This is a genomic window from Streptomyces sp. P3, from assembly GCF_003032475.1.
Taxonomy (GTDB): Bacteria; Actinomycetota; Actinomycetes; order Streptomycetales; family Streptomycetaceae; genus Streptomyces.
Window position 1 is genome coordinate 7,383,595 of the sequence record NZ_CP028369.1, and the last position, 23,867, is coordinate 7,407,461.

Annotated in this window: 23 protein-coding genes and 1 pseudogene; 18 read left to right on the forward strand and 6 right to left on the reverse strand. The window is 69.0% G+C overall.

Annotated elements, in window-relative coordinates; all coding sequences use genetic code 11:
* Positions 1–105 precede the first annotated feature (105 nt).
* From C6376_RS32560 to C6376_RS32585, 6 genes are all read left to right on the forward strand, one after another.
* On the forward strand, positions 106–1,497 hold the full coding sequence (locus C6376_RS32560; RefSeq protein WP_107446641.1) for a Tat pathway signal protein: 1,392 nt from the start codon (positions 106–108) through the stop codon (positions 1,495–1,497).
* Positions 1,498–1,535: 38 nt separating this feature from the next.
* Positions 1,536–2,009, forward strand: coding sequence for a TrmO family methyltransferase (locus C6376_RS32565; protein WP_107446642.1), 474 nt, complete (start codon positions 1,536–1,538; stop codon positions 2,007–2,009).
* A gap of 186 nt (positions 2,010–2,195) precedes the next feature.
* Entirely contained in the window at positions 2,196–2,987 is a 792-nt protein-coding gene (locus C6376_RS32570; RefSeq protein WP_173985782.1) for an aminotransferase class IV family protein, read from the forward strand.
* A gap of 155 nt (positions 2,988–3,142) precedes the next feature.
* Positions 3,143–3,610 (forward strand): gamma-glutamylcyclotransferase family protein, encoded by a 468-nt coding sequence (locus C6376_RS32575; RefSeq protein WP_107446644.1) that lies wholly within the window; start codon positions 3,143–3,145, stop codon positions 3,608–3,610.
* Between the two features lie 72 nt (positions 3,611–3,682).
* On the forward strand, positions 3,683–4,564 hold the full coding sequence (locus C6376_RS32580) for a phosphotransferase family protein (RefSeq protein WP_107446645.1): 882 nt from the start codon (positions 3,683–3,685) through the stop codon (positions 4,562–4,564).
* A gap of 8 nt (positions 4,565–4,572) precedes the next feature.
* Positions 4,573–5,130 carry a GNAT family N-acetyltransferase gene (locus tag C6376_RS32585; RefSeq protein WP_107449325.1) on the forward strand — a complete coding sequence of 186 codons (558 nt, stop codon included), beginning with the start codon at positions 4,573–4,575 and terminating at the stop codon, positions 5,128–5,130.
* A gap of 135 nt (positions 5,131–5,265) precedes the next feature.
* Here the strand turns inward: C6376_RS32585 and cutA are convergent, their stop codons facing one another.
* The 4 genes from cutA to C6376_RS32610 all read right to left on the reverse strand — a co-directional run bounded on the left by cutA (position 5,266) and on the right by C6376_RS32610 (position 7,673).
* Positions 5,266–5,592: a divalent-cation tolerance protein CutA gene (cutA, locus tag C6376_RS32590; RefSeq protein WP_107446646.1), complete on the reverse strand. Its 327-nt coding sequence runs from the start codon at positions 5,590–5,592 to the stop codon at positions 5,266–5,268.
* Positions 5,593–6,227: 635 nt separating this feature from the next.
* A complete protein-coding gene (locus tag C6376_RS32600) occupies positions 6,228–6,803 on the reverse strand; it encodes a peptide deformylase (RefSeq protein ID WP_107446647.1) in 576 nt (191 codons plus the stop codon).
* Positions 6,804–6,900: 97 nt separating this feature from the next.
* Positions 6,901–7,317, reverse strand: a complete 417-nt coding sequence (locus C6376_RS32605; protein ID WP_107446648.1) for a phosphotransferase family protein — start codon at positions 7,315–7,317, stop codon at positions 6,901–6,903.
* On the reverse strand, positions 7,218–7,673 hold the full coding sequence (locus C6376_RS32610) for a hypothetical protein (RefSeq protein WP_107446649.1): 456 nt from the start codon (positions 7,671–7,673) through the stop codon (positions 7,218–7,220). Before C6376_RS32610 ends, C6376_RS32605 begins: the two co-directional genes overlap by 100 nt.
* Before the next feature lie 452 nt (positions 7,674–8,125).
* Between C6376_RS32610 and C6376_RS32615 the strand changes: the two genes are divergently transcribed.
* The 10 genes and pseudogenes from C6376_RS32615 to C6376_RS32655 all read left to right on the forward strand — a co-directional run bounded on the left by C6376_RS32615 (position 8,126) and on the right by C6376_RS32655 (position 19,850).
* Complete coding sequence (locus C6376_RS32615; protein ID WP_159083332.1) at positions 8,126–9,238, forward strand: radical SAM protein; 1,113 nt, start codon at positions 8,126–8,128, stop codon at positions 9,236–9,238.
* On the forward strand, positions 9,231–10,538 hold the full coding sequence (locus C6376_RS32620) for a cytochrome P450 (RefSeq protein ID WP_159083333.1): 1,308 nt from the start codon (positions 9,231–9,233) through the stop codon (positions 10,536–10,538). Before C6376_RS32615 ends, C6376_RS32620 begins: the two co-directional genes overlap by 8 nt.
* Entirely contained in the window at positions 10,535–11,818 is a 1,284-nt protein-coding gene (locus C6376_RS32625; protein WP_159083334.1) for a hypothetical protein, read from the forward strand. Before C6376_RS32620 ends, C6376_RS32625 begins: the two co-directional genes overlap by 4 nt.
* A gap of 50 nt (positions 11,819–11,868) precedes the next feature.
* Positions 11,869–12,990, forward strand: coding sequence for a glycosyltransferase family 9 protein (locus C6376_RS32630; RefSeq protein WP_159083335.1), 1,122 nt, complete (start codon positions 11,869–11,871; stop codon positions 12,988–12,990).
* 57 nt (positions 12,991–13,047) lie between these two features.
* Positions 13,048–14,763 (forward strand): carbamoyltransferase C-terminal domain-containing protein, encoded by a 1,716-nt coding sequence (locus C6376_RS32635; RefSeq protein WP_254076428.1) that lies wholly within the window; start codon positions 13,048–13,050, stop codon positions 14,761–14,763.
* 87 nt (positions 14,764–14,850) lie between these two features.
* Positions 14,851–16,233 carry a GDSL-type esterase/lipase family protein gene (locus C6376_RS32640; protein ID WP_107446654.1) on the forward strand — a complete coding sequence of 461 codons (1,383 nt, stop codon included), beginning with the start codon at positions 14,851–14,853 and terminating at the stop codon, positions 16,231–16,233.
* 113 nt (positions 16,234–16,346) lie between these two features.
* Positions 16,347–16,874: pseudogene (locus C6376_RS44825) on the forward strand (SIS domain-containing protein); the annotation flags it as partial.
* Entirely contained in the window at positions 16,860–18,284 is a 1,425-nt protein-coding gene (gene rfaE2 / locus C6376_RS32645; protein ID WP_367881093.1) for a D-glycero-beta-D-manno-heptose 1-phosphate adenylyltransferase, read from the forward strand. The pseudogene C6376_RS44825 and the gene rfaE2, both read left to right, overlap by 15 nt.
* A complete protein-coding gene (locus tag C6376_RS32650) occupies positions 18,281–19,258 on the forward strand; it encodes an NAD(P)-dependent oxidoreductase (RefSeq protein ID WP_107446655.1) in 978 nt (325 codons plus the stop codon). The genes rfaE2 and C6376_RS32650 overlap by 4 nt, the downstream gene beginning before the upstream one ends.
* A gap of 52 nt (positions 19,259–19,310) precedes the next feature.
* Positions 19,311–19,850 carry an HAD-IIIA family hydrolase gene (locus tag C6376_RS32655; protein WP_216825637.1) on the forward strand — a complete coding sequence of 180 codons (540 nt, stop codon included), beginning with the start codon at positions 19,311–19,313 and terminating at the stop codon, positions 19,848–19,850.
* 149 nt (positions 19,851–19,999) lie between these two features.
* Here C6376_RS32655 and C6376_RS32660 read toward each other — a convergent pair whose 3' ends face one another.
* The gene (locus tag C6376_RS32660; protein ID WP_107446657.1) at positions 20,000–20,638 is read right to left on the reverse strand and encodes a hypothetical protein; all 639 of its coding nucleotides are present in this window, start codon (positions 20,636–20,638) and stop codon (positions 20,000–20,002) included.
* 323 nt (positions 20,639–20,961) lie between these two features.
* Positions 20,962–21,588 carry a hypothetical protein gene (locus C6376_RS32665; RefSeq protein WP_107446658.1) on the reverse strand — a complete coding sequence of 209 codons (627 nt, stop codon included), beginning with the start codon at positions 21,586–21,588 and terminating at the stop codon, positions 20,962–20,964.
* Between the two features lie 496 nt (positions 21,589–22,084).
* On the opposite strand from C6376_RS32665, the gene C6376_RS32670 reads away from it, so the two are divergent.
* Together C6376_RS32670 and C6376_RS32675 are read left to right on the forward strand one after the other, a co-directional pair.
* Positions 22,085–22,726, forward strand: coding sequence for an NUDIX domain-containing protein (locus C6376_RS32670; RefSeq protein ID WP_107446659.1), 642 nt, complete (start codon positions 22,085–22,087; stop codon positions 22,724–22,726).
* Entirely contained in the window at positions 22,716–23,846 is a 1,131-nt protein-coding gene (locus C6376_RS32675; protein WP_107446660.1) for an NUDIX hydrolase, read from the forward strand. The genes C6376_RS32670 and C6376_RS32675 overlap by 11 nt, the downstream gene beginning before the upstream one ends.
* The last annotated feature ends 21 nt before the right edge of the window (positions 23,847–23,867 follow it).

Sequence of the window (23,867 nt, forward strand, 5' to 3'; positions counted from 1 at the left end):
CGGCTAGTTGAGTCTAGCGTTGGAGCTGTGGCTGGCCTTGGGCTTCCAGAGAGCGCAGGTCGGTCAACGTGGTCAAAGATCGAGTTCACTGGTGGGGGCGCAAGGATGGCGCGCGAGCGGAACGAGAAGCTAGCCGCACTGCTGGAGGAAGCTCGCTGGTCACGGGCCCAGGCTGCCGCGGCGTACAACCGAGTCGCCGAGGAGACACTGAGAGGCGAGGTCCGGGAAAACTCCAAGATCGGGCGCTCCCACGTGAGCATGTGGGTGGGAGGCACCCAGCCGACGGGAATCGCACCGGTTATCTTGTGCCAGGCGCTGTCCCGTCGCTTGAAGCGTGAGATCACGCCACAAGAGATCGGGTTCGCAGCTTCCACCTCACCAGCGCAGGGGGCGCTGGACTGGCGCGTCGATCCGTTGATCACGCTGAACGACATAGGGAGTGGCGTGGACCCGGACCGGCGCCGCCTGCTGGCAGGCGGAGTGTACTCCGCGGCGGCCCTGATCCTGCCGGACGAGACGTGGTGGGACGCCATGTCGCGGCCACCAGCCGAAGAGCCGTCGACGGGCAAGCGCGTCGGCCGGGGAGACGTCGAGACCGTACGGGAGCTGACCCTAGCGTTCTCGCGCATGGACCAGCGGCGTGGCGGCGGGCACGGCCGGCGCGCGGTCGACGAGTACCTGCGGAATGAGGCCCACAACTTCCTCCGGGGCAGGTTCGCTGACGATGAGACCCGGCGCGCCATGTTCGCGGCCTCCGCCGAACTGGCGTATCTATCGGGTTGGATGGGCTTCGACAACAGCGAGCATGCGATCGCGCTCCAGCGCTTCAATACCGCGGTGAAGCTGGCAGCGCGCTCCGGCGACGCACCCCTGATCGGACACATACTGCGGGCCATGGCGCACCAGGCACTCGACCTTGGTTTCCGACGAGAAGCCCTTCAGATCGCGCAGGCTTCGGTGCACGGCGAGCGGTACGCAGCCGCCACGCCCCGGGAACGTGCTCTCTTGGGTGTAGTGCACGCGCGGACTCTCGCTGCGAATGACCACAATCAAGAGGCGGTCCGGGCCCTGCTGCGAGCGGAGGACAATCTGTCGAACGCCCATGACGGCATCAGGGAGCCGGACCGCACGTTCTTCTTCGGTGAGGCGTCGTTGGCACACGAGACCGCATGCACGCTGCGGGATCTCGGTGATCACCAGAGGGCGATCAAGGAGTTCCGGCGCTCCGTGCGCACGCGTGGAACTGCGTTCCGGCGGACGCACGCGGTGACCCTCGGGTACATGGGCGCGACGCAAATCGCACAAGGTGGCGTCGAAGAAGCCTGCGCGACATGGACCAGCGTCCTGGACGCGATGGAGGACGGGATCTACTCCGGCCGTGCGCGGCAGAGGGTCGTCGAGATGCGACGACTTCTGTCGCCCTACCGGAAGCGCGGCATCCCCGCGGTGGGCGTACTCGATGCCCGTGCGTCCGCATATCTGGCCCAAGTAGATTGATCGCAAGTGTCGTTGAGACGGAGTCGAAAGGCTGGGCCATGGCTTTGGAGATCAAGCCGATCGGGGAGGTTGTCGCGGGCCGTACGGAGGTCGCCGATGACTATTGGGGTGGCGTCGAGTCGGTAATTCAGCTCGATGAGGATGAGTTTCCCCTCGACTCTGTGCAGGGGCTGGAAGAGTTCTCTCATCTGGTGGTCGTTTGGCACTTCGACCAAGCGTCCCCGAGCGACGTCGAGTACCACGCTCGCAGCCCGCGCGGAAACCCGCAATGGCCGGCAACAGGCACCTTCGCGCACCGCAACCACCGGCGCCCCAATCAGCTCGCACAGTCATTCCCCCGCCTGATGGGAGTCGACGGCCTCCGTCTGCGGGTGACCGACCTGGACGCCGTGGTCGGCACCAAGATTTACGACCTGTCTCCGTTCTTCATCGAGATGGGTCCGCGCGGCCCGGTTCACGAGCCAGCGTGGCCTGGCGAGATGCTGGAGAACTACTGGGCAGAGAAGGAGTGATGAGGAGCGCAGATCGGCTGGAGTCGGGATGTCGTCAGTGACCTCGATCCGCAACTCGCTGTCCGTGGTGGTGGACCCGGGGTCCCACGTCTCCGGTCCGGTGCTCGACGGCGTTGGTGACCAGCTCGGAGACGGCGAGTGACCGGGGTTGCCGCAGAAGCGGACGGTCCTGACATGCTGGGCCGCATGGCAACTCTTGATGGAAAGCCGGTGTCCGCAGACGACTTGCTCCCCCTGGCCCTGACCAACTTCGGTCACTTCACGTCTATGCGCATCGATGGAGATGGCGCCATCCGGGGCCTCTCCCTGCACATGGAACGGCTCGTACGGGATTGCAAGACCGTGTGGGGCGCGGATCTGGACACCACGCTCGTTCGCGAGTACATCCGCCGGGCCCTGGAGGGGCAGAGCAGCCCGTGCGTCGCCCGCGTCACGATCTACGACCCAAAGGTGGAGATGGGGCACCCGGCCAACGCTGACGAGCCTCACATCATGGTGTCCGTGCGGGGTGCCGGCGCTCTGCCCCCGGAACCGCTGCGCGCCATGAGCGTGCCGTACGAGCGCGACCTGCCCGAGGTGAAGCACGTGGGTCTCTTCGGTGCCCTGCACGCCCGTGGGACAGCACAGCGCGCGGGGTTCGGCGACGCGCTGTTCGTCGGCCGCGACGGTCTCGTGAGCGAGGGCGGCACCTGGAACGTTGCCTTCATCGATGGCAACGGGACCGTGGTGTGGCCGCAGGCACCTGTGCTGCCCGGCGTGACGATGGCCCTCCTCCAGAAGCACACCAACGTCGTTGAGCACCGCACTGTCCCCGTGACTCTCGACCAGGCCAAGCGCATGGCGGCGGCCTTCGCGACGAACACCAGCATCGGGGTACGCGCCCTGTCGGCGATCGACGACAAGGAACTGCCGACTGTTCACCCCGTGCTGAGCGCGCTCCGCGAGACGTACCTGTCCATCCCCGGCGAGACCCTGTAGCTGTACCACCGAGCGGCTGGCCCTGCGATGCGCGGCTTCCCGGACCGGACGCCCATCCCGGGCGAGTCACGTGCGGCCAGTCCACAGTGCGACCCCCGTTGTCACATGGAGGAGGCGGCATACCCGCGCCGCCGGATCACGACTACCTTGCAGGCATGACCTTGGTCCAGCCTTCCAGCCGTCTCGATCGCCTCTCCGATGCGTCTGGCGGGCTGTTCGTTTACGGCACGCTCCAGTTCGCTGCTGTCCTCGAAGCTCTGTTGGGGCGAGTACCGGCCCACATTCTTGCTTCTGCACCGGGGTGGCGTGCTGCTGCGCTCGAAGGCCGGGTCTATCCCGGACTTGTTGCCGCGCCCGGAACCGCCGCGGCTGGCCTCCTGCTCACCGACCTGACCGACCAGGAATGGACGCTGCTCGACTCGTTCGAGGACAACCGATACGACTTGCGGGAGGTGAGCCTCTCGACCGGCGACCACGGCTTGGCGTACATCTGGCCGGACGGGGAGGTGAGGCCAGAGGACTGGGACCGAGCCGAATTCGAGAGTCTGCATCTTCAGGCTTATGCCGCTCGGTGTGCCCGGATCGGCCCGAAGCTGGCCGCAGGCGAGCCCAAGGGCGAGTAGGCAGTCCGGCGCCAGGCTGGTCAGGCGTTGCAACCCTCACCAGCACAAGCGGTTCACGACTACCTTGCTGATATGACGATCTCGGCTGTACCCGCCCGTGCCGTATTAGAAGAAGCCTGCGCTCTTGCAGACTTCGACCCCGCAGGCGCCGAGCCTGTCCGCCTCGCCGAGAATGAGATCTGGCGTCTCGCCAGCAATGTAATCGTCCGTATCGCCCGCGCTGGCCAGTGGAAGGCAGCCTTGCGTGAGGTCCTCGTGGCCCGGTGGCTCGCCGACAACGGAGTGTCGGCCGTGCGAGCGTTGCCGTTTGAGCAGCCCATCGAGGCCGGAGGCCAGCCCGTGACCTTTTGGGCCGAGCTCCCGCCGCACGAGATCGCCAACGTCATGAACGTCGTGACGCTGCTGAAGCAACTTCACCCATTGCCGGTCCCGGACCTGCCGCTCGACCGGCTGGACCCGTTCGTCCGGGTGTCTGAGCGGATCCAGGCGGCCACGTCGCTGTCGGCGGACGATCGCGCCTGGTTACGGGACCGGCATGCGGAACTTCGCGAGCAGTGGGAGCGCCGGCCCCAGGGCCTGCCCGAGTGTGTTGTACACGGTGATGCGTGGGTGGGCAACGTCGTACGTACGACGGATGGGCCGGTACTGCTGGACTTCGAGCGGGCCTCCGTCGGGCCGCCAGAATGGGATCTGGTGTCCATCGCGGTCAAGGTGTCCACGACCGGTACTGTCACCGCAGCGGAGTATGCCGAGTTCTGTGCTGCGTACGGCATAGACGTCACGCAGTGGGAGGGGTATGACCTCCTCGCTGAAGCCCGTGAGTTGCGCATGACCACCTACGCGGCCCAGCACGCCGCAACGCGCCCGGTGTGGCAAGCCGAGGCACAGTACCGCGTCGACTGCCTGCGCGGCCGTGCCGAGCCGCGTCCCTGGAGCTGGAAAGGGATCATGTGATGTATTCCATGCATCCGGTCGGACGTTCTGGCCCACGCCTTGCAGTGCGTGAACTCGCCCATGAGGACGTGGATGCGGTGCTGGCCATCTACGGCAGCCCCGAAGCTACGGAGCACCTGTCGTTCGAACCGCGTAGCCGTGAAGAGGTGACCCAGATGGTAGCCAGGTCGATCGCCTCGGCGAGGGCGACTCCGCGCATCGAATACGCTCTCGCCGTCATCGAACGAGACACGAACGAGCTGATCGGGTTCGGCCGTCTCGCTGCCGATCCGCATCAGCAGCGAGCAGCCACCACAGGCTTCGCGCTGCGTCCAGATGCCTGGGGCGTCGGATACGGCGTGGACATGGTGCGGTTGCTGCTCAGCGTCGGCTTCGACGATTTGGGCCTTCACCGCATTTGGGGAGCGCGGTCTCCTCTTAACGACGCTTCGGCCAAGACGATGGCGGCTGTCGGGATGATTGAGGAAGGAGTGATCCGCGAGCACGTTTTGAAAGCTGGCAGATGGCGGGACTCCGTAGTGCACGCGATCCTCGATCGAGAGTGGCAGTCCACCACGCCGGTGTAGGACTCCTTCCGAACCCTGGGGTTAGCAAAATGGGAGGCCGCATTGCCGCCCGATGCCGTGGCTCAGACGCGGACGTCGGCCCGGTCGGCGAACATCCCGGCGTCATCAAAAGCAACCGGACGCTCATCCTCCGGCCTACTTTGCGGTCGATTCGTCGGCCACCCACGACAGGTAGGCGTCGGACCCGCCAACAATTGGCAGGACGACCCACTCCGGAACCTCATAGGTGTGTTCCTGGGCCACCCAAGTCTCAAGCTCCGGCAGACGATCGGAGGACGTCTTGTATGAGATCCGCCATTCGCGGGTGGTTTCGATCCTTCCCTTCCACCAGTAGACCGCGGTCAACGGCGGGTCAATGTGGGCACCGGCGGCCAGATGGTTCTCGACTGCGCCTCGCGCCAGGACCATCGCTTTGTCCTCGTCGTCGATGGTCGTCTGTGCGACAACGATCTCGTCCGCCATGCAACTGGCCTGCCTTCCTTGTCGGCGTACCTCGACACTATCCAGCCCATCTTCCAATCCTCCACGCCTCATGATTCGTAGCACATGCACTCCTTGCGGACGAGCTACTCGGTGCATGTGGCGTGGATCCTGGCTTCGTTCTCGGCTAGGGGCTCGGCGAGCTTTGCGAGTAGTTCCACGTTCTCCTCGAGCGCCACATCGAGCCGAATGCGCAGTTCGGCCGGGTTGTTGCAGCCGGGCCAATCCTCAACGTTTCCATGGTCCGGATTTGTGTCTGAAGCGAGGCGATTGTCGCCGAGATCCCAGCTCTGCCTGGGCCGATCGAGCCGGTGACCTACCCGCCCGGCGCCGGTCCGCCGGCCGCCCAGGCTTGAGCGGCCACGAGGTTCGGCGCGGTGCCTTCGGGCACGTATGCGAAGCCGTCCCAGGGCTCCAGGACCCGCGGTTCCTCCGGCCGCACGGTGGGTGGCCCCGCCGCCGACGGGCCGGTGTCGGCGGTAGACGTCCATCGGTGCACACCTGCGCCGGTGGTAGGGAGCGAGTGGGTCGTCGGGGTCGATGCTAGGGGCCGCGCGGGACGGCTGGTCCGGCGGTCCGGGAGGGGCGTGCCTGCCCACGGTGATGCCCTGCCTCTTCTACTCATATGACCAGGCCCGGCCGGTGGCTTCGGCCGTCTTGCGGTACTCCTCGACGGGGATCGGGGTCATTCCGGGCCGTATCCGAGTCAGCAGCAGAAGACCGTCAAGGTGATCGATCTCGTGCGCGATGAGCCGGGCTTCGCCCCGTTCGTAGACCGTGGTCGTGGTGCTGCCGTCCAGCGTCACCGTCTCGACGGTGATCCGCAGGGGCCTGGGAACCAGGGCCCGTACGTCGAAGAACGACAGGCAGCCTTCGAACTTCTCGTCCATCTCGTCGGATGCGGAAGTGATACGAGGGTTGAGGAGCATGATCGGGTCGGCGCCGGGCGGCGTGACGACGGCTGCGGCCCGGTCGATGCTGATTTGCGGGGCGGCCAGGCCCAGGCCCTTGCCGGAGAAGTCGTGTGCGCGGCGGATGCGTTCCATGGCGTCGAGGAGTTGACCGACGACGGCGTCGGCCTGCTTCCGCTCGTCCGGGAGTTCAAAGGAGCGGCCGGGCTCGGCCAGGATGGGGGCGCCGTACTGGACGATGCCGAGGTCGCGCATCTGTTGGCTGGGTCGCACTCGGATCATCCCCCTTCGTGGACGGTCATCGGGATTCTGCCCCGCGGTGTGCTACGAGGCGGCTCGTTTCGGCCTCGACGGCCGGTGACGGGCCCGCGGTTTCACATCATGTGATGGTGCCGGTGGTGAGGGCCAGGGCGTGTGCCTGGACTTCGGGGTTGGTGGCCAGAGCTGCATCGGCGAGGAGGTGGAGACGCCAGTACAGCTCCAGGCGTCGCTGGTCGGCTGGAGCGGGCCCATGGGCGAGCACGGGCTGAGGTGAGAGCAGGCGTAGACGTACGGCGAGGCGGGCAAGGTCGGACGTCGGGTCGCCGAAAGCGGCGAGTTCCCAGTCCAGCAGTACACGTGGGCCCTCTGGGACGCGGACGAGGTGTCCGAGCTGAAGGTCGTGGTGGAGCAGCCGGTGCTCGATGTCGAGATTCACTAGGTCGAGGTCTTGGCGGAGGGCTGCTGCGATGGTAGCGAGATCGGGTGCCGTGGCTCTGTGTACAGGTTCAGGCGGTCGTGGAGGTAGTCGCGCCAGGTGTGGTGGCGGGTGGCTCCGGCGAGGCGCCCGAAGTGCGTTCCGGGGATGGCATGGACTGCGGCGAGGGGACCGGCGAGTTCATCCAGGAACCGGTCGGCGGGGACGGGCTCGGCCTGGACGACGTTCTGGGCGGTCCAGGCCGGCTGCATTTCGATGTCAGCGTGCAGCAGGCGGGAGCTCGGGACCCGGTGGTGCGTGAGGAGGGCGAGAGCGGCGGCCTCGTTGGCGGCACGGGCAGGGTCGCTGTTAGTGCTTGAGGATGTACGGCTCGTGCCGCCGATGTGCCAGACGCGGACGCTGGCCACGGCGGCGGTCAGCAGCGGTGCGCCGATGGGCCAGGCGGTTTTCGTCACATGGCCCTTGCCGCACAAGCCAGATAGACTCGCCGGAGTCCGGCAACGGGCACCCGGGTCGTCGCGGTCATAGGCGGCAAGTGGATTGATTCGTCGTCCCCTGGGAGGCCCCGTCATGCTGTCCACGCCGCCCACGGCGGACCGTCGGCTACCCAGTGGAATCCGCTCTGCTCACTCGTCGAGTGTGCCGGTGCCTTCTTCACCCTCAAGGCGAGCGTGTGTTCCTCCATCGCTACAACTCCTAGGCCATCGGCGTCCTCCACATTCGGATGCGCGGGCGTTGCGTATCGCAGTGTTGTCGTCTGTCCGGTTCACACCCAATGGGCTGGCGGTTCGAGGCCGTCTTCCCAAGCATTGAGCCTTCGGCTCTTCTGAGGATTCGTGACGGCTGCGCCGCGCTTCCGGTCCGCGGGCAGACCCGATTGATCGACCGGGGATCAAGGGGGCTCCTCATGCCTGAGCGCGCGCTCGACTCGCCGGTGACGGTGAAGGACCTGCGTCGCCGGATCGGTGATCTGTCCTTACAGTTACGAACTTCGGGGACGCAGAAGCCGGCGGAGCCTCGGTTCGTCGACTACGACATGATCCGGTTGCCGCACGGTGACGTTGTCGGCCGTAAGAAGGTCATCGTCATGTCGGGCGGCTGCTCGGTGCCGACCTGCACGATGTGCCCTTTCACCAATCTGAACAACTACGGCATCCACGGCGGGACCTCGCGCGAGAGTCTGCTGGATCAGGTACGTCACACCCTGGAACGGACCGAGTGCGAGCCGTCGTACGAGGTGCTCTCCCTCTACAACGACGGCAGCTTCTTCGCGCCACGGGAGATCCCGCGGAACGTCCAGGTGGAGATCGCCCGGCTGGTCGCGGCGGCCGGGGTGAAGCGGCTGGTGGTGGAGTCGCTGCCGCAGTTCGTCACCGAGCGAGCGCTGACTCCGTTCGTCCAGGCCCTGGGCGAGGTGCGGCTGGAGATCGGGATCGGTTTGCAGTCCGCAGACGCGCTGGTGCGCGAGACGCTGGTGAACACCCGGATCTCCCAGGTCTCCTTCGAACGCGCGCTGATGGTGATGGCCGGCCTGGGAGTGGATCCGAAGATCTACCTGATGGTCAAGCCGCCGTTCCTGACCGACGGCGAGGCGGTGACCGACGTGGTGCAGTCGGTCGACTACCTGACCGGGCTCGGGGTCCAGGGGATGACGCTGTGCCCGACACGGGTGTCGCGGAACACGGTGGCGTGGGAGCTGTGGCAGGCCGGGCAGTACGTGCCGCCGAACCTGTGGACCGTGGTGGAGGCGATCCGCCGGGTCCATGAGCGGCTCGCGGTGCGGGTGGCGTGTGTGAACCTGCGGGGGACGGACTTCGAGTCGGTGTTCCCGGATGCCTGCCCTGTCTGCGCGGATCGGGTGGTGGACGCGCTGATGCGGTTCGGAGAAACGGGCGAGGCCGACGACCTGCCCGAGGACTGCGCGTGCAAGCCGCCACTGGAGGTGGCCGGGATCGACCACGCGGCCGTCACCGCCCGCGCGGCCCGGCAGTTGGACGTTCTGGAGCGGTCGGGTGTCTGAGCAGGCCGCCGCGGCGGCCTGCGGGTTACCCCCGCACCACACGGTGCGAAGTTTCGACCTGGACCCGCTGGGGGCCCTGGAGGAAGGACATCGTCGGCACGGGCCGGTCTTTCGGATGGCGGTCGACGGGCAAGAGACGGTGCTGGTGGGCACCTGGGCGGGGCTGGTTGAGCTGTTCGCCGGCGAGCGCGGTTGTCTGGAGGTGCTCAACACCCCGCTGGTGCATGACCTGTTCGGCCGCGCCCTGTTCAACCTCACTGGTGAGGGGCACGCAGAGGCCCGGCGCAGGCTGCGGCCGGCGCTGTCGGGCCGGGCGCTGCCTGGCTACTTGCCAGCCCTGCTGGAGGTGACGGACCCGGTGGCAGCCCGGTGGGCGCAGCATGGCGTGGGAGATCTGTACACGGAGGTGCGGGCGCTCACCGGCTCTTTGAGCGCTCGGGTACTGCTCGGCATCGCTCCCGAGACGGCGGACTCGGCCGTGTTCGCCGCCGTGTTCGAGCCGTTCGTCGCCGGGTCCGGCGCTCCGCCGGGACGGGACCGGTTCATGACCGGCCGGTACTGGGCGGGGCGTGCAGCCCGTCGGCGGTTGCACGCCCTGTTCACCCGCCGGGCGGCTGCGGCTGTCGCCGAGCCTGGTACGGACTCGGCGTTGGCAGGTCTGGTGGCCGCGTTCGCGGATGCGTCACAGGCGGTGGGCCCGCTGCCGGATCACCTGTTGGCTCTGCTGATCGCGGCGAGGGAGACGACGGCGAGCCTGATCACCTGGTGCCTGGTCGAGTTGGCCGGCAACCAGCAGCACGCGGTGCTCGCGCAGACGGAGGCGCACATGGCCGTGGCTACGCCGGAGGTGCTGGCGCGGCGGGATGCCGTGCCCGTTTTGCGGGCGGTCCTCGCCGAGGCTCAGCGTCTGCACTCGCCGAACCTGCTCTCGTTGCGGGAGGCGGTGTGCCCGGTGGACCTGGGCGGCTACCGGATCCCGGCCGGTACCCGGGTGGCGTACTCCACGTCGGCCGGGCACTTCGACCCCGAGGTCTTCCCGCAGCCGCATACGTTCCGGCCGCTGCGGTTCCTGGACGGCGAGGCCCGCGGGGCGCGGCTGTGGGCATTCGGCGGCGGCGCGCACGCCTGCCTGGGCCGGCCGCTCGCCGAGTTGATGGCTCTCACCGTCATGGCCTCGGTCCTTCACCAGGGCGTGCCGCGGCTGCCCGGTGGGGCGCCCAGCCGGATCCGCTACCGGCCGGCCAAGGCCCCACTCACTGCGGTGCCGCTCATCCTCGACCGTCAGGAGATCGCTTCGTGACCCGCACCCCACCCGACGCGCTTACCGCCTTGCGGCAGGCGGCAGCCCACCACGACGCTGCCCGGCACCGGCTGCATCTGGTGCCGAGCGAGAATGGGCTGTCGCTGGCCGCCCGGGTGCCGCACCTGACGGAGGCCGCCGTGCGGTACGCCTTTCCCGGCCCCGACGGCGGAGGCGAGAACTGGGCGTGGCCGGGACGGCAGGATCTGGTCGATATCGAGCGTGCCGCGGCCGTGCGGCTCGGCGCGCAGCTGGGCGCGCGCCACGTGAACCTCAAGCCGGTGTCGGGGGTTTCGGCGCTGACGGTGGCGCTCTCCGCGCTGGCCCGCCCCGGGGCGAGGGCGTTCAATCTGGCGGAGCGCGACGGCGGACACGGCTCGACCCGCTTCATCGGTACCCGGCTGGGCCTGCAGATGGAAGATCTGCCGGTCGACCCGGCCACGTCCACCCTCGACCTGGACGCCCTCGCCCGTCTGCTGGGTGGCCAGCCGGAGCCCGAATTGGTGTACCTGGACGCGTTCATGTGCCTGTTCCCCGTGGACTTGTCCGGGCTGCGCGAGGTGGTCGGCCCCGACACGTTGATCCACTACGACGCCTCCCACACGCTGGGCTTGATCGCGGGCGGCGCGTGGCAGAACCCGCTCGCGGAGGGCGCGGACAGCCTCGGCGGCTCCACCCACAAGACCTACCCGGGCCCGCACAAGGGACTGCTGGCCACCAACGACGCCCAGCTCGCGGCCCGGCTGGATGAGCACGCCTCGCACTTCGTCTCCCATCACCATCCGGCCGACGTCGTCGCCCTGGCCGTGGCCGCCGCTGAGATGGACGCCCGCGGCACCGTGTACGCGGCGGCCACCGTCGCCAATGCCCGCCGTATGGGAGCGGGGTTGGCCGAGCGCGGCTTCGCGGTGTGCGGGGAGAAGGGCGGGTTCACCGACTGCCATCAGCTGTGGATCGACATCGCCCCGCTGCTGGCCGCCGAGGAAGCCTCCCGCCGGCTGTTCGAGGCGGGGATCGTCGTCAACGCGATCCCGCTGCCGCACATCACCGCCCCGGCGGGGCTGCGCCTGGGCCTGCAGGAGGTGTCCTGGGCCGGGATGGACGCGGCAGGGATCGACGAGCTCACCGAGATCTTCACCGCCGTGCTGCGCGACGGCCGCGACCCGGCCTCCGTGGCGGCGCGCACGCGCGCCCTGGTGGAGGCGCACCAAGGCGACGGGGCCGACGAGCAGGTCCTGCGCGTTGCTCTGGCGACCGTCGGAGCCGGGGGTGGCGTGTGAGTCCGGAGCAACTCCCTTTGCGGGGCGCCTTCTTGGGCCCCGTGCACACCGTGGACACGTTCGAGATCCGCCCGGACTGTCGGCACTTCGCCGGCGAGAGGCCCTGCCGGCACTGGCGGCCGTGCCACGGCTGCCCGCATCACGACCCCGTCGACCACCGGGTCCTGATCGTGATGCTCGGCCTGCTGGGGGACATGCTGATCGCCTCCCCGCTTCCCGCGCGGATTCGCGCCGAGAAGCCCGGCGCTCACATCACCTGGCTGGTGGACGAGGCGTGCGCGCCGATCCTGCGGATGAACCCGTACGTGGACGAAGTCCTCGTCCACGACTGGGAGGCCGCCGCCCAGCTGCCGTCGCGCCGTTTCGACGCGGTGTACTCCTTCGAGCGGACTCCATCCGCGGCGGCACTGGTCGACCGCATCGACGCCGGGCACAAGGCGGGGCTCGCCTTCGGCGGCCCCCACCACGCCCTGTATCCGATGGGTGAGGCGGCGATGCAGTTCTTCCGGCAGAACACCTGGAACGACTACCGCACGATCGGCAACCAGCAGACGTGGACGGAGCTGTACTTCGCCGTCGCCGGCTACCCGTACGCGGGCGAGCCGTACGTCCTGGAAGTGCCCGAGGCCGCCCGGCGGCGTGTGGCCGGGCTTCTCGGAGAGCGGACCGGTCCCAGGGTGTGCCTGAATCTAGGCGGGTCGCTGCCGACGAAGCTGTGGCCGGCCCGGCACTGGGCCGAGCTCGCCGACGCCCTCATCGACCACGGGGCGCAGCTGGCCGTCCTCGGCGGCCCGAGCGACCGCGACGCGTGCGAGGCCCTGGTGCGGCACCTGCGGCTGCGGGGCGCCGACGAGTCCCGGGTGGCGTACGCGCCGCTCAGCCTGGAGGAGGCCGCCGCGCTGCCGGGCCTGGTCGACGTGGTGGTCACCGGGGACTCCTTCGGCTTTCATCTCGCCCTCGCACACAAGAAGCCGGCCGTGCTGCTGCTCGGGCCGAGCAACGGCGCGGAGGTCATCCCTAAGCACGTGACGAACGTGACCGCCCTGCGCTCGACGCTGGTGTGCTCGCCGTGCGCCCACCAGGTCGCCTGCGGCGGGGTCGGCGGCTGCATGGACACCATCAACGTCCCCGCCGTCTTCAAGGCCACCCTCGGCCCCCTGACCACTGACTGACCCGCCTCGCGCCGCGGGGTGTTGGGCGACTGCGAGAAGGAGCACACGTTGGCAACCGTGCTGGGACTGGGAGGCCCGTACTACCACGATGCCTCCGCCTGTCTGGTCATCGACGGCCGCATCGTGGCCTTCGCCGAGGAGGAGCGGTTCTCCCGCCGCAAGCACCACAAGGACTCCCGCTCCTGCGCGGTGGCCGCGGCGTACTGCCTGTCCGAGGCCGGCATCACCCTCGACCAGGTCGACGAGATCGCCATCGCGTTCAACCCCGCCTGGCCCGAGCCGAGCGACACGTGTACAGACATGGAGCTGATCGCCGAACTCCTCGACCCCAGCCTGTTCGGCCATCACCGGCCCCGGCAGGTCACCGTGATCGAGCACCATCTCGCGCACGCTGCCTCGGCGTTCCACCCTGCCGGGTTCGACGAGGCCGCCGTGCTGGTGGTCGACGGTTCCGGCGACGGCATTTCCGCCACCCTCGCCCACGGCACCACCAGCGGGCTGAAGGTCCTGCGCCAGTTCCCCTTCTCCCAGTCCCTGGGCTGGTTCTACGAGACGGTCGCCGAACACCTCGGGCTCGGGGACTGGACCAGCTCCGGCAAGCTCATGGGCCTGGCCGGCTACGGCAACCCGAACCGCTACCAGCTGGACTTCCTCACGCCCCAGGCCGGGGGCTACCACCTGGACCTGTCCCGCTACGGGATCCGCCCCGACGAACCGGTCGAGGACCAGTACACCGACCTGCGCTACTACCGGCGTCTGAAGGCCGCGTATGCCGCCGCGTACACCGGCCTCGGCATCCCGCCCCACCGTCGCGCCCGCACCTACAGCAGGGGACGCGTCGTGCCCGACACGGGCTTTGGGCCCGAGCACGCCGACCTTGCCGCCTCGGCGCAGCACCTGCTGGAGCAGTGCCTGGCCGAGCTGGCCCGCGAAGTCCTCACGCTCACCGGGTCCCGGCGTCTGTGTGTCGCGGGCGGGGTCGGCCTGAACTGCTCCGCCAACGGCCGCCTCGCCGCCCTGCGCGGCGTGGACGAGCTGTTCGTCCAGCCGGCCGCCGGGGACGCCGGGTGCGCCATCGGCGCCGCCCTTGAGGTCGCGGTGCGCCGCGGCGACCTGACGCTGCCCGGTGAGGCGATGACCACCGCCGCTCTCGGCCCTGCGTTCGACCTGGCCACTATCCGCGCGACCCTCACCGACTACGGTCTGGCCTTCCGCGACCATGGCGACGACCTTCCGGCCGTGGTGGCCGGGCACCTGGCGCTCGGGCGCACCGTCGGCTGGTTCCAGGGACGCATGGAGGCCGGACCCCGCGCGCTCGGCCAGCGCAGCATCCTTGCCGATGCCCACCACACCCGGGCCCGCGACCACATCAACGACCGCATCAAGCACCGGGAACCGTGGCGGCCCCTCGCCCCTGCCCTCCTGGAGGAGGCCGCGTCCGACCTGATCGGTACGAGCGTCCCCCACCCGTTCATGATCGTCGCCCGGCAGGCGACCGAGGCCGCGCAGCGGGTGATCCCGGCCGCCGTCCACACCGACGGAACGCTGCGCCCGCAGACCGTCGCCCGCGACGACGCCGACCCGTACGCGCGCCTCCTCGCCTCGTTCGCCGAGCAGACCGGCCGGCCGCCCGCGCTGCTGAACACCTCGTTCAACCACGAGGCCGAGCCGATCGTGTGCACCCCCCGCGACGCAGTCGCCACCTTCGCCGCCAGCCCCCTGGACGCACTCGCCATCGGCCCGTTCCTCGTACTCAAGGAGCAGCCGAACTGACTGTCCGACACCACCCGTTCACGGCCGGTAGGTTGAGGGCCGGCCCCGTGGCCATCATCCGCATCAAGCGAACAGGACCGATTCGCGATGACCAGCACCACCCCTGCCCCTTCCGAACTGCCGGCAGCCGACCGGCTGCGCGCCCAGCACGGCACGGCGCTCACCCTCGGCGAGGACTGCGACCTGCCCGACGACCTCGTAATCGAGCTCGACACCGGCGCCCACCTGACAATCGGCGACCGGGTCTGCATCCGGCGCGGGTCCACCATCCAGGTCCACCGCGGCGCCACCGTCACCATCGGCAACGACGTCGCCATCGGGGAGCACACCTTCATCTCCGCCATGGCCGGCATCAGCCTCGGCGACGGCGCGGCCCTGTCAAACATGGTCGACCTCCACGACCACAACCACCGCGTACGCACCGCCGCGAACGTGCCCACCGGGCAGCTCGTGCCGTGGGCGTCCGGATTCGAGGCCGCGCCGATCATCATCGAGCCGGGCGCAACCCTGTCGAACAAGGTCACGGTCACAGGCGGCGTCCGCATCGGGGCGAACGTCCTGGTCGGGGCCAACGCGGTCGTCGCCCACAGCATCGCCCCCGACACGGTCGCCGCCGGCGTCCCGGCCGCAGTGCGCCGCCACTTCGACGGCGCCCCCGTCGCGAGCGAGGACCGGCGCACCCTGACCGTGGGGTTCTTCGGGACGAGCATCATGGAACACCTCGAAGCGTTCAACGCGCAGATGACCACCCAGGCCAACCTGCCCGAGGTCGGCTCCAAGGTCACCGTCGAGGGCTGGCATCAGCGCGGCTGGGTGCACCGCCTCACGCTCTCCCTGCGCGCCGCCCACGCCCACATCGGCTTCGACATCCGCAACCACGGCGAGGGCGGTGCCACGAGCCGGGACATCGCCTCCCTCGTGGAAGCTGACAGGGCGACCACCGGCACCGACTACGACCTCGTGTTCCTCGGCTGCGGCATCAACGATGTCTGGCGTCGTTTCCAAAACCGGCTGTCCGAGGCGGTCGACCTCGATGAGTACACCCGGCACATCACCACCATGCTGGAACAGCTGACCGGCTACTCCCGCCAGATCGTAGTCATCAGCGAGACCCCCTTCGGCCCGATCGAGGACCCCGGGACCGTTGCCGCCATGAACACCGAACTCGCCCTCTACAACGAGGCTGCCCGCAAGGCCGCCACCGCTCACGGCGCACTGTTCCTGGACGTGTGGACCCCGTTCACCGCTGTCGCCCGTCACCTGCCCGCCGACGATCAGGCAGGCGGCGTGTGGAGCGACGGCGTCCACCTCACCGAACTCGGCGACACCGTGCTGCTCCAGCACGCCGAGCGCCTCCTCGCCGAACATCGCATCGTCGACAAGCTCCTGAACTATCCGCTCTTGGAGCGCGACAGCGCACTGACCGCGTACGGCCCGCTGTTTGCCCGCTACCGGCCCGCCGCGTCCTAAGCCCTCAGGGTGCTGGCGCTGGTCGGCGAGCGCCAGCACCTCAGCAACCGCCCCGACGCTGTCTACTTTGTCCTTCGAGGGAGTTGATCGTGCCCCAGCTGGGCCGCGCGCACATACAGGCGCTCGCCGTTGCGTTACCCCTGCTTGATGTCGCCCGCCTCCAGGCATGGGGCCGCCTCCTCGCCAGCCGACTGCCCGCGGGCGGGCGACTGCTCGTCGCGGGCAACGGCGGCTCGGCGGCCGAGGCCCAGCACCTCACCTCCGAACTCGTCGGCCGCTTCCGCGCCGAGCGGGTGCCCATGTCTGCCATCGCGCTGCACGCAGATTCCTCTTCGGTGACCGCCATCGCCAACGACTACGGCGCCCAGGAGGTCTTCGCCCGGCAGGTCCGCGCACACGGTCGCCCCGGCGACGTCCTACTCCTGATCTCCACCTCCGGCGCCAGCCCCAACGTGCTCGCCGCAGCCCAGGCGGGCCGGGAACTCGGCCTCACCGTCTGGGCGCTGACCGGCCCCGCACCGAACCCGCTTGCCGAGGCCAGCGATCAGGCGGTGTGCGTGGACGCCGAGCAGACCGCCACTGTCCAGGAGTGCCACCTGGTGGTCGTGCACCTTCTTTGCGCGGCCATCGACGCTCACCTCGCCGGGCCAGCCGCGTCCAACGATGAACAGCTGGACGGCATGCGCCGGCTCGTGGTGGTTGGTGACGTGCTGCTGGACCGCGACATCACAGGCACGGCCGACCGCCTCTCACCGGAGGCCCCTGTACCGGTCATCGCCGACACGCAGGCCATCGACCGTCCGGGCGGCGCCGGACTGGCCGCCGTCCTGGCCGCCCGGGAGCCGGGCTGGGGCGTCACCCTGGTGTGCGGTCTTGGACAAGACACCGCTGGGGCCCGGGTTCGCACTCTGCTCGACCAAGCAGGCGTTGAGGTCGTCGACCTGGCCGCCGCCGGCACCACCCCGGTCAAGACCCGTATCCGCGTCGCCGATCGCACCCTGCTCCGCTTCGACACGGCCACCACCCCGCTGCGGCTCGGCCCGCTTGCGGACATCGCCCGCGCCCGGCTGGACGAGGCTGCGGCCGTGCTGGTGTGTGACTACGGGCGTGGCATCGGCGCACACGACGAACTCCGCCAGGCCCTCACCGACGCGGCCCGCCGCTGCCCGCTGGTGTGGGACCCGCACCCCAAGGGGGCCGAGCCGGTCCTGGGGACGGCCCTGGCCGTCCCGAACGCGGACGAAGCCCGGGCCCTGACCGGGGACAGTGGGCCGCGGGAGCTCGGCGACGACGTCGGGCGGGGCGTGCGGCTTCTGGCCGCGTGGCCGGTCAAGCAGGTCGCCGTCACTCAGGGGCGCAACGGCGCGGTCCTGATTGCAGGCCCTGACTCCCACCCCCTGGTCGTCCCGGGCCGCCCGGCCGCTGGGGACACCTGTGGGGCCGGTGACCAGCTGGCGGTCACCGCAGCCGTGATGCTCGGTGCCGGACGGCTGCCGTCACACGCCGTGGCCGCGGCCGTCGAGGCTGCGACCAGCTACGTCCAAGCAGGCGGCCCCGCCAGCCTGTACGTCCCGCAGTCCGATGGCCCGTCGGCGCCACTGGAGCTGGCCGCGCGGGTACGAGCGCGCGGCGGGAAAGTCGTGGGAGCAGGCGGCTGCTTCGACCTGCTGCACGCCGGACACCTCTCCCTCCTGCACCAGGCTCGCCGCCTGGGAGACGTCCTGGTGGTGTGTATCAACAGCGACGACTCCGTCCGCCGGCTCAAGGGGCATGACCGCCCAGTCGTCGGTGAACGCGAGCGCGCCGCGCTGCTGGAGGCGCTGGACTGCGTGGACGGCGTGCTCGTCTTCGGTGAGGAGACCCCCGAGAAGGTGCTGGCCGAGCTCCGCCCCGACATTTGGGTCAAGGGCGGCGACTATGCGGGCCAGCGGATCACCGAAGCCGACCTCGTGGAGAGCTGGGGCGGCGAGGTCGTCGTGGTGCCCTACCTGGACGGTCACTCCACCACCAACCGCATCGACCAGCTCACCCAACAGGCAGGTCCCCGATGATCCCCGGAGGCAACGTATTGGTCACCGGGGCTGCCGGGTTCATCGGCCGACACACAGTGGACGCCTTCCGCCTCGCTGGACACCAGGTCACCGCCATCGACTTGCGCCCAGCTCCCGACCACCTTGCCCGCAAGGCCCGCTGGCAGCGCGGCGACTTCGCCTGCCCGGCTCTCCTCGGCGAGATCTCGGCCGGCCGCTACGCCACCGTTGTGCACCAGGCCGGCATCAGCGACACCCGCGCTCCGCACGGACCTGAGCTGGACGAGACCAACACCCTCGGCCCGCTCCGGCTGGCCGACGCTTGCCGCACCGGCGGCGCCCGCCTGATCTACGCCTCCTCGCACTCCGTATACGGCACCCTCCACCACCGCACACCGATCGCCGAGGACGCGGACTCTGACTTCTCTCGCTGCTCCGGGCCGCTCAACCCGTACGCCGCCTCCAAGCTCGTCCTCGACCAGCAGATGCGCGCCCGCCACGTCACCGGCCTCGATTGGGTGGGGCTGCGCTATACCAACGTCTTCGGCCCCGATGAAGCCGACAAGGGCCCGATGGCCTCGATCCTGTCCCAGCTCCTGCGCCAATCCGCTCGCATTGGACAGATCCGCGTCTTCGACGACTCCCTGACCGCCGCCCGCGATTACATCCCCGTCGAGACAGTCACCGCCACCATCGTCCAGCTCGCCGAGCAGCCGCCGGTGCCGGCTGGGGTCTACAACTTCGGTGGCGGTTACGCGACGTCCTTCGCAGACGTGGCGCAGTGGTGCGCCCGCTTGCACCGTGAGGCCACCGGCCGACCCCTGCTCGCCGAGCTGGTACCGAACCCGGACACGGCCGCTTACCAGTACTTCACCTGCGCTGACATGACCGCTCTCGACAATGCCCTGCCCAACCGGCCGACCATCTCAATCGAATCCATCGAAGCCCGCGCCGCCGAGATATTCGCTACCTTCCGCAGCAGTGAGACAGAATGAACCGGCGCCGTCCGCCCCGACAACAGGCGCTGGTCGGCCGCGCCGACGGGCGGTGTTCCTCGACCGCGACGGCACCCTCACCGAGCCGCGCCACTATCCCTCCCACCCCGACGAGCTGGTCCTACAGCCGGATATCGGCTTGCCATTGCGCGCCCTCCAGCACGCTGGCTTCGCCCTGGTTGTCGTCACGAACCAGAGCGGGCTGGCGCGGGGGCTGTTAAACACGGCAGCGTTGGACGCGATGCACCACCGACTCCGCGCTCTCCTCGCCCGACACGGGGTCCGGCTCGACGGCATCTACGCCTGCCCCCACCATCCGGACGGCACGGTGCCCCGATACCGCAGGGTCTGCTCATGCCGGAAGCCCGCCCCCGGCATGCTCCACCAAGCCGCCCACGAGCTCGATCTCGACCTCTCCGCATCGTGGATGGTTGGCGACTCCTCCTGCGACATCAACGCCGGCCACAGGGTCGGAACCCGTACCGCACTCGTCGGCTCCCAGCCGCTGCCCGATGTGACGCCGGGCGTGCATCGAGCGACGACCTCCGACACTCTCTACCAAGTGCTTCGCTGCTTCCTCGCTGGCCGCTAGCGAGAAGGCGCCTCGTGCCACCGCGGCACCGAGCTCGGAGAACGTGCGCGAGTGGTGAGCACGGGCGACCTCCTTTCAGGACGCGCTCTGTCAGCCAGTCCTCGCAGGCAGGATGGTCCTTGGCCATCCACTGGTGCGGCCCGCGCCACTCACGCCGCCAGTTCCTCCAGCCACGGATGCCCGGGATGTACGAGCGTCAGCCACCCACTAAGGACATCCCGCCGCGCCCGTCCCAGCAGCGGCAGAACTCCGGCGAAGTCCGCCTGATCCTTGGGGCGTGTCGCCTTGGCTTTGAACAGCAGCACCAACTCCGGTATCAGGTACGGGACTCCGTCTGCCGTTCGCTCAATGATCGCGTCGTACGGCAGCCGCAGCCTCTCGTCCCGCCGGAAGAGCCACGTCTCGCCTTCGTGCGGCTCGCGGAAGACGTCGAACAGGAACTGGCCGCTCGCTGGATCCCGCAGCCAGGTCTGGTGCGTGGCCGCCAGCGCCTCGGCTCCCGCCCCTGACCAGACCCGCCCGGAACCCACCGGGTCAAACACGTACTCGGGGAAGCGGTGCCGAATCTCCGGGAACCTGGCCGCGGGCACCGCGATCTCCAGATCGCCGTGCGGCCGAGACTGTTCCCCGCGAAACAGATCCAGCGCCCACCCTGCCGCGATGCACCAGGGCGCGCCGACCCCGTCCAACCGCTCAGCGACTTGTTCCGGACGCCAGGCATCCGCCCAACGGGCCTCCACTTCGTCCACATCGAGCACGGCGCCACCGGGCGGCAGGGATTCGGTCATCGGCACAACCTACTGCCGCAACCCCACCCGGGTACGGCCTTTTGTCGGCACTGGAACCAGGCCCGCTACTAGGACGGATACGCCTGCATCGCTTGATCTCCTTGGTCACTTTGGAAGAACCGATCCCTACCCTGTGACTTCCCGCGCTGGCCATGCCCGGAGGCGTTGCTCGGGGAACTGTCGCGTACGCGGAAGGTCAGAGCACGCTGTGGCGCCACCAGGCCGACGTTCTGTGCAATTAAGTCGCCGTGTCGAGCCCCGCGTCGGCGCTTTCCTCTACGCGCACTGTGGTCGTAATTTTCGGATCATTGTGCTGAAACCCCCTAGCACCGAATGGGACCAAGGTCCCGGGGGAGGGCGGCAGCATTCTCCTCAGCTATCCGCTGCTGGTCCCGGTGCAGGGCGTCCGCTCGGTCCGCGGGAGTGACGGCCTCGCCGAGGGCGATCGCCGTTGCGCTGGTGACGGGAGTCAGCGAGTACCGGACGGGAGAGCGGCTGGACCGCGTCGGTAGGTGCAGGCGGGCGACACCGGCAGGGAGCTCGGCACGCAGGGCACCGTGCCAGCGGATCCACAGGGCGGGGCGCCCCCGGAGGGCCTCGTCGCGGAGCTTGTCCACGGCGGTGCTGTCGTCCTCGCGGTCGATCTCCACGGCGACCGGAGGGCCCTCCTTGCGCACAAGGCGGAGATCCAGGTAGGCGGACCAGGGCGGCGACCAGTAGATGCGGCAGCCCCCGTTCATCTGGCGAGGCGGGTCGATGTAGCGCATTGGCGCTTCCCATCTGCTCCGCCAGCCTGACGCCTTCGCCCACCCTGCCACTGCGCGGGTGATGCACAGGGTTGCCTCCTTTCCCGTCAGACCGGTGAAGGCGAATCGGGTCTCGGACAAGTACGCGCGTAAGGCGGCGGCGAGGATCTCGGACTCGCCGGCCGCCGTCAGTTCGAGGGCCATCCGCTGATTCTCCGCCCGGGCACTGACAACGACCGGGGCGCAGCTGCCGAACAGCGGGACCGCGTACGGACGTCGTTGCTCAACCGGTCGTGGGTGGTGGTTCTCCGGAAGCACACCCTCCCGATCACTGGGCGTACCTAGGGGCCTCTGCAACGCGGCGAGCTGCGGTACCGGAGGCGAGAGCCAGGCAAGACCCGGAAGGGACCAAGACGTTGGTGTGCTGGACGGCGTTGAGGAGCAGCTTGTTTCGGACAGCAGGGAACGCACGCCTGGCCAGCCAGAACTGCAGCCGTGGCACCTCTTGCTGGTTGGATAGGACGCGCCGAAGACTCCGAAGAACTACTACAACGAGTGGAAGTTGCGACAACACGGCCTCGCCCAACGCCCTTACTGCGCAGGCTAGATAGACTCATCGGAGTCCGGCAACGGGCACCCGGGTCGCTGCGGTCACAGGCGGCAGGTGGAGTGGATTCTTCATGCCCCGGGAGGCTCTGTAATGCCGTTTGCGTCCGCTTCTGCGCTTCGCCCGCGCGACGGAACCTTCTCCGTTCCTGCGCCCACCAAACCGGCGCTCTGGCTCGCGACGGAGGCGCATGCTCTTCAGCGGTCCCGCCTCTGGGAAGCCGCCTCTTCGCTTCCGGCACTGTCAGCCCTCCTCCGCCCGTTGCGACATGCCGGCACGGAGAATCCGTTGCCGTATCGCTCCGTGATCGGGCTTCACTTGGTGTTGGTCCAGGAAGACCGGGTGCTGCTCGGCCTCCGTGCTGGCACCGCCTGGTGCGACGGCTGGTGGCACGTCCCCGCGGGCCATCTCGAAGATGGCGAATCCTTCCTCGCGGGCATGGTCCGTGAGGCTCGCGAGGAACTGGGCATCGCCCTCGCCGAGGAAGACCTGGTGCTCGCGCACACCGTCCATGACCACAACCCCAAGACTCGCGAGAGCCGTCTCCAAATCTTCTTCACTGCCACGCAGTACGCCGGGCGGCCGTACGTCGCAGAACCGGACAAGTGTGCGGAGCTGCGATGGTGGTCGCTCTCGGCTCTGCCGGAGAAGCTGGCGCGTTACACACGCCAAGCCCTGGTCTGCATTCAGCGGGGTCAGAGCGCGAGCACGGTGGGGTGGCCCGATGCCTGCTGACGACGGGCGCGAACCTGCAGGACTGATGGCGCCGCAGGACTATGCGCGCTCACGCGCGGCCTTCTGGGGCGGCGCCGCGGTGCTGTTCACCGATACGGAGGGCAAAGTCCTGGTCCTCGATCCGGCGTACCGGCCGGGCAAGCTCCTGTTGCCCGGCGGAGGTGTGGACCAGCCGGAGCTGCCCTCGGACGCGGCGGTGCGAGAGGTGGCCGAGGAGCTTGGGTTGTCCGTCCGCGTACACCAACTGTTGGCAGTCGACTGGGTCAGCAAGGCCAATCCGGAGTGCGGGACGGTATGTGGCTTTCCTGGTGAAACGGTCTCCATCTGGGACGGTGGGGTCCTGGAGGAGAGCGACATCGCCCGGATTCGCTTGCCCGAGAACGAGATCACCTCGTTCCACTTCCTTCCGCCGACGCAGGCCGCACGCCGGATGCGTCCGATCGAGAGGCGGCGGATGCTCGCTGCCTTGCGTGCCCGGATCGACCGTGCCGGACCTGCCGTGCTGGAGGACGGTGAGACCATCGGGCTCGGACAGGCACTGCAGCGATTGGACGTCGTCCCGCGTACTGCGATCGGCTACCAGGACATTGCCTGGCACCCGGCCATGGAGCCCGCTGCCGGCCTTCCCGTGAGGCAAGCGTGGGTGTGGGCTTTCGACCCGCTCGGCCGGGTCGTCGTCCTCGTGGATCCGCGCGACGGCCATGTCGTCCTGCCCGGCGGAACGGTCGAAATGGACGACGACGGGCCGAAGGCGGCGGCACTGCGTGAAGCCGCCGAAGAGGCGGCTCTGCGCCTTCACGATGCCGCCTACCTCGGCTACCTCCTCGATCCGGACGGTGCGGTCTACGGCCCAGGCACCGGGGCGAACGCCCGGGCACGGTACATCGCACGCATCGACTCCTTGGGGCCGGCGGCACCGGATGTCGCGACCGGCATCACCTACAGTCGGCTGCTGGTCAGCCCGGTGCAGGCGAGCGAGCTGCTCGGCCTTGGACGCGCCGGAGCCGAACAGGCCGAGCACGCGGCCCGAACGGCGGCAGCCCGCTGGGGAATTCCGCTGAGTCCGCCGCAGGCCGCGATCGAGATCCCCCACACGGGTATGGCGGCGCTCCTGTCTTGACGTCCGCACGTGACGCGCACC

What these genes read in the sequence shown, in the direction of transcription:
- C6376_RS32660 (WP_107446657.1), bottom strand. Translation starts at nt 20,638, where the DNA reads ATGACCGAATCCCTGCCGCCCGGTGGCGCCGTGCTCGATGTGGACGAA.
- C6376_RS32650 (WP_107446655.1), top strand. Translation starts at nt 18,281, where the DNA reads ATGATCCCCGGAGGCAACGTATTGGTCACCGGGGCTGCCGGGTTCATC.
- C6376_RS32560 (WP_107446641.1), top strand. Translation starts at nt 106, where the DNA reads ATGGCGCGCGAGCGGAACGAGAAGCTAGCCGCACTGCTGGAGGAAGCT.
- C6376_RS32615 (WP_159083332.1), top strand. Translation starts at nt 8,126, where the DNA reads ATGCCTGAGCGCGCGCTCGACTCGCCGGTGACGGTGAAGGACCTGCGT.
- C6376_RS32675 (WP_107446660.1), top strand. Translation starts at nt 22,716, where the DNA reads ATGCCTGCTGACGACGGGCGCGAACCTGCAGGACTGATGGCGCCGCAG.
- C6376_RS32570 (WP_173985782.1), top strand. Translation starts at nt 2,196, where the DNA reads ATGGCAACTCTTGATGGAAAGCCGGTGTCCGCAGACGACTTGCTCCCC.
- C6376_RS32575 (WP_107446644.1), top strand. Translation starts at nt 3,143, where the DNA reads ATGACCTTGGTCCAGCCTTCCAGCCGTCTCGATCGCCTCTCCGATGCG.
- C6376_RS32565 (WP_107446642.1), top strand. Translation starts at nt 1,536, where the DNA reads ATGGCTTTGGAGATCAAGCCGATCGGGGAGGTTGTCGCGGGCCGTACG.
- cutA (WP_107446646.1), bottom strand. Translation starts at nt 5,592, where the DNA reads ATGGCGGACGAGATCGTTGTCGCACAGACGACCATCGACGACGAGGAC.
- C6376_RS32670 (WP_107446659.1), top strand. Translation starts at nt 22,085, where the DNA reads ATGCCGTTTGCGTCCGCTTCTGCGCTTCGCCCGCGCGACGGAACCTTC.
- C6376_RS32640 (WP_107446654.1), top strand. Translation starts at nt 14,851, where the DNA reads ATGACCAGCACCACCCCTGCCCCTTCCGAACTGCCGGCAGCCGACCGG.
- C6376_RS32580 (WP_107446645.1), top strand. Translation starts at nt 3,683, where the DNA reads ATGACGATCTCGGCTGTACCCGCCCGTGCCGTATTAGAAGAAGCCTGC.
- C6376_RS32600 (WP_107446647.1), bottom strand. Translation starts at nt 6,803, where the DNA reads ATGATCCGAGTGCGACCCAGCCAACAGATGCGCGACCTCGGCATCGTC.
- C6376_RS32585 (WP_107449325.1), top strand. Translation starts at nt 4,573, where the DNA reads ATGCATCCGGTCGGACGTTCTGGCCCACGCCTTGCAGTGCGTGAACTC.
- C6376_RS32665 (WP_107446658.1), bottom strand. Translation starts at nt 21,588, where the DNA reads ATGGCCCTCGAACTGACGGCGGCCGGCGAGTCCGAGATCCTCGCCGCC.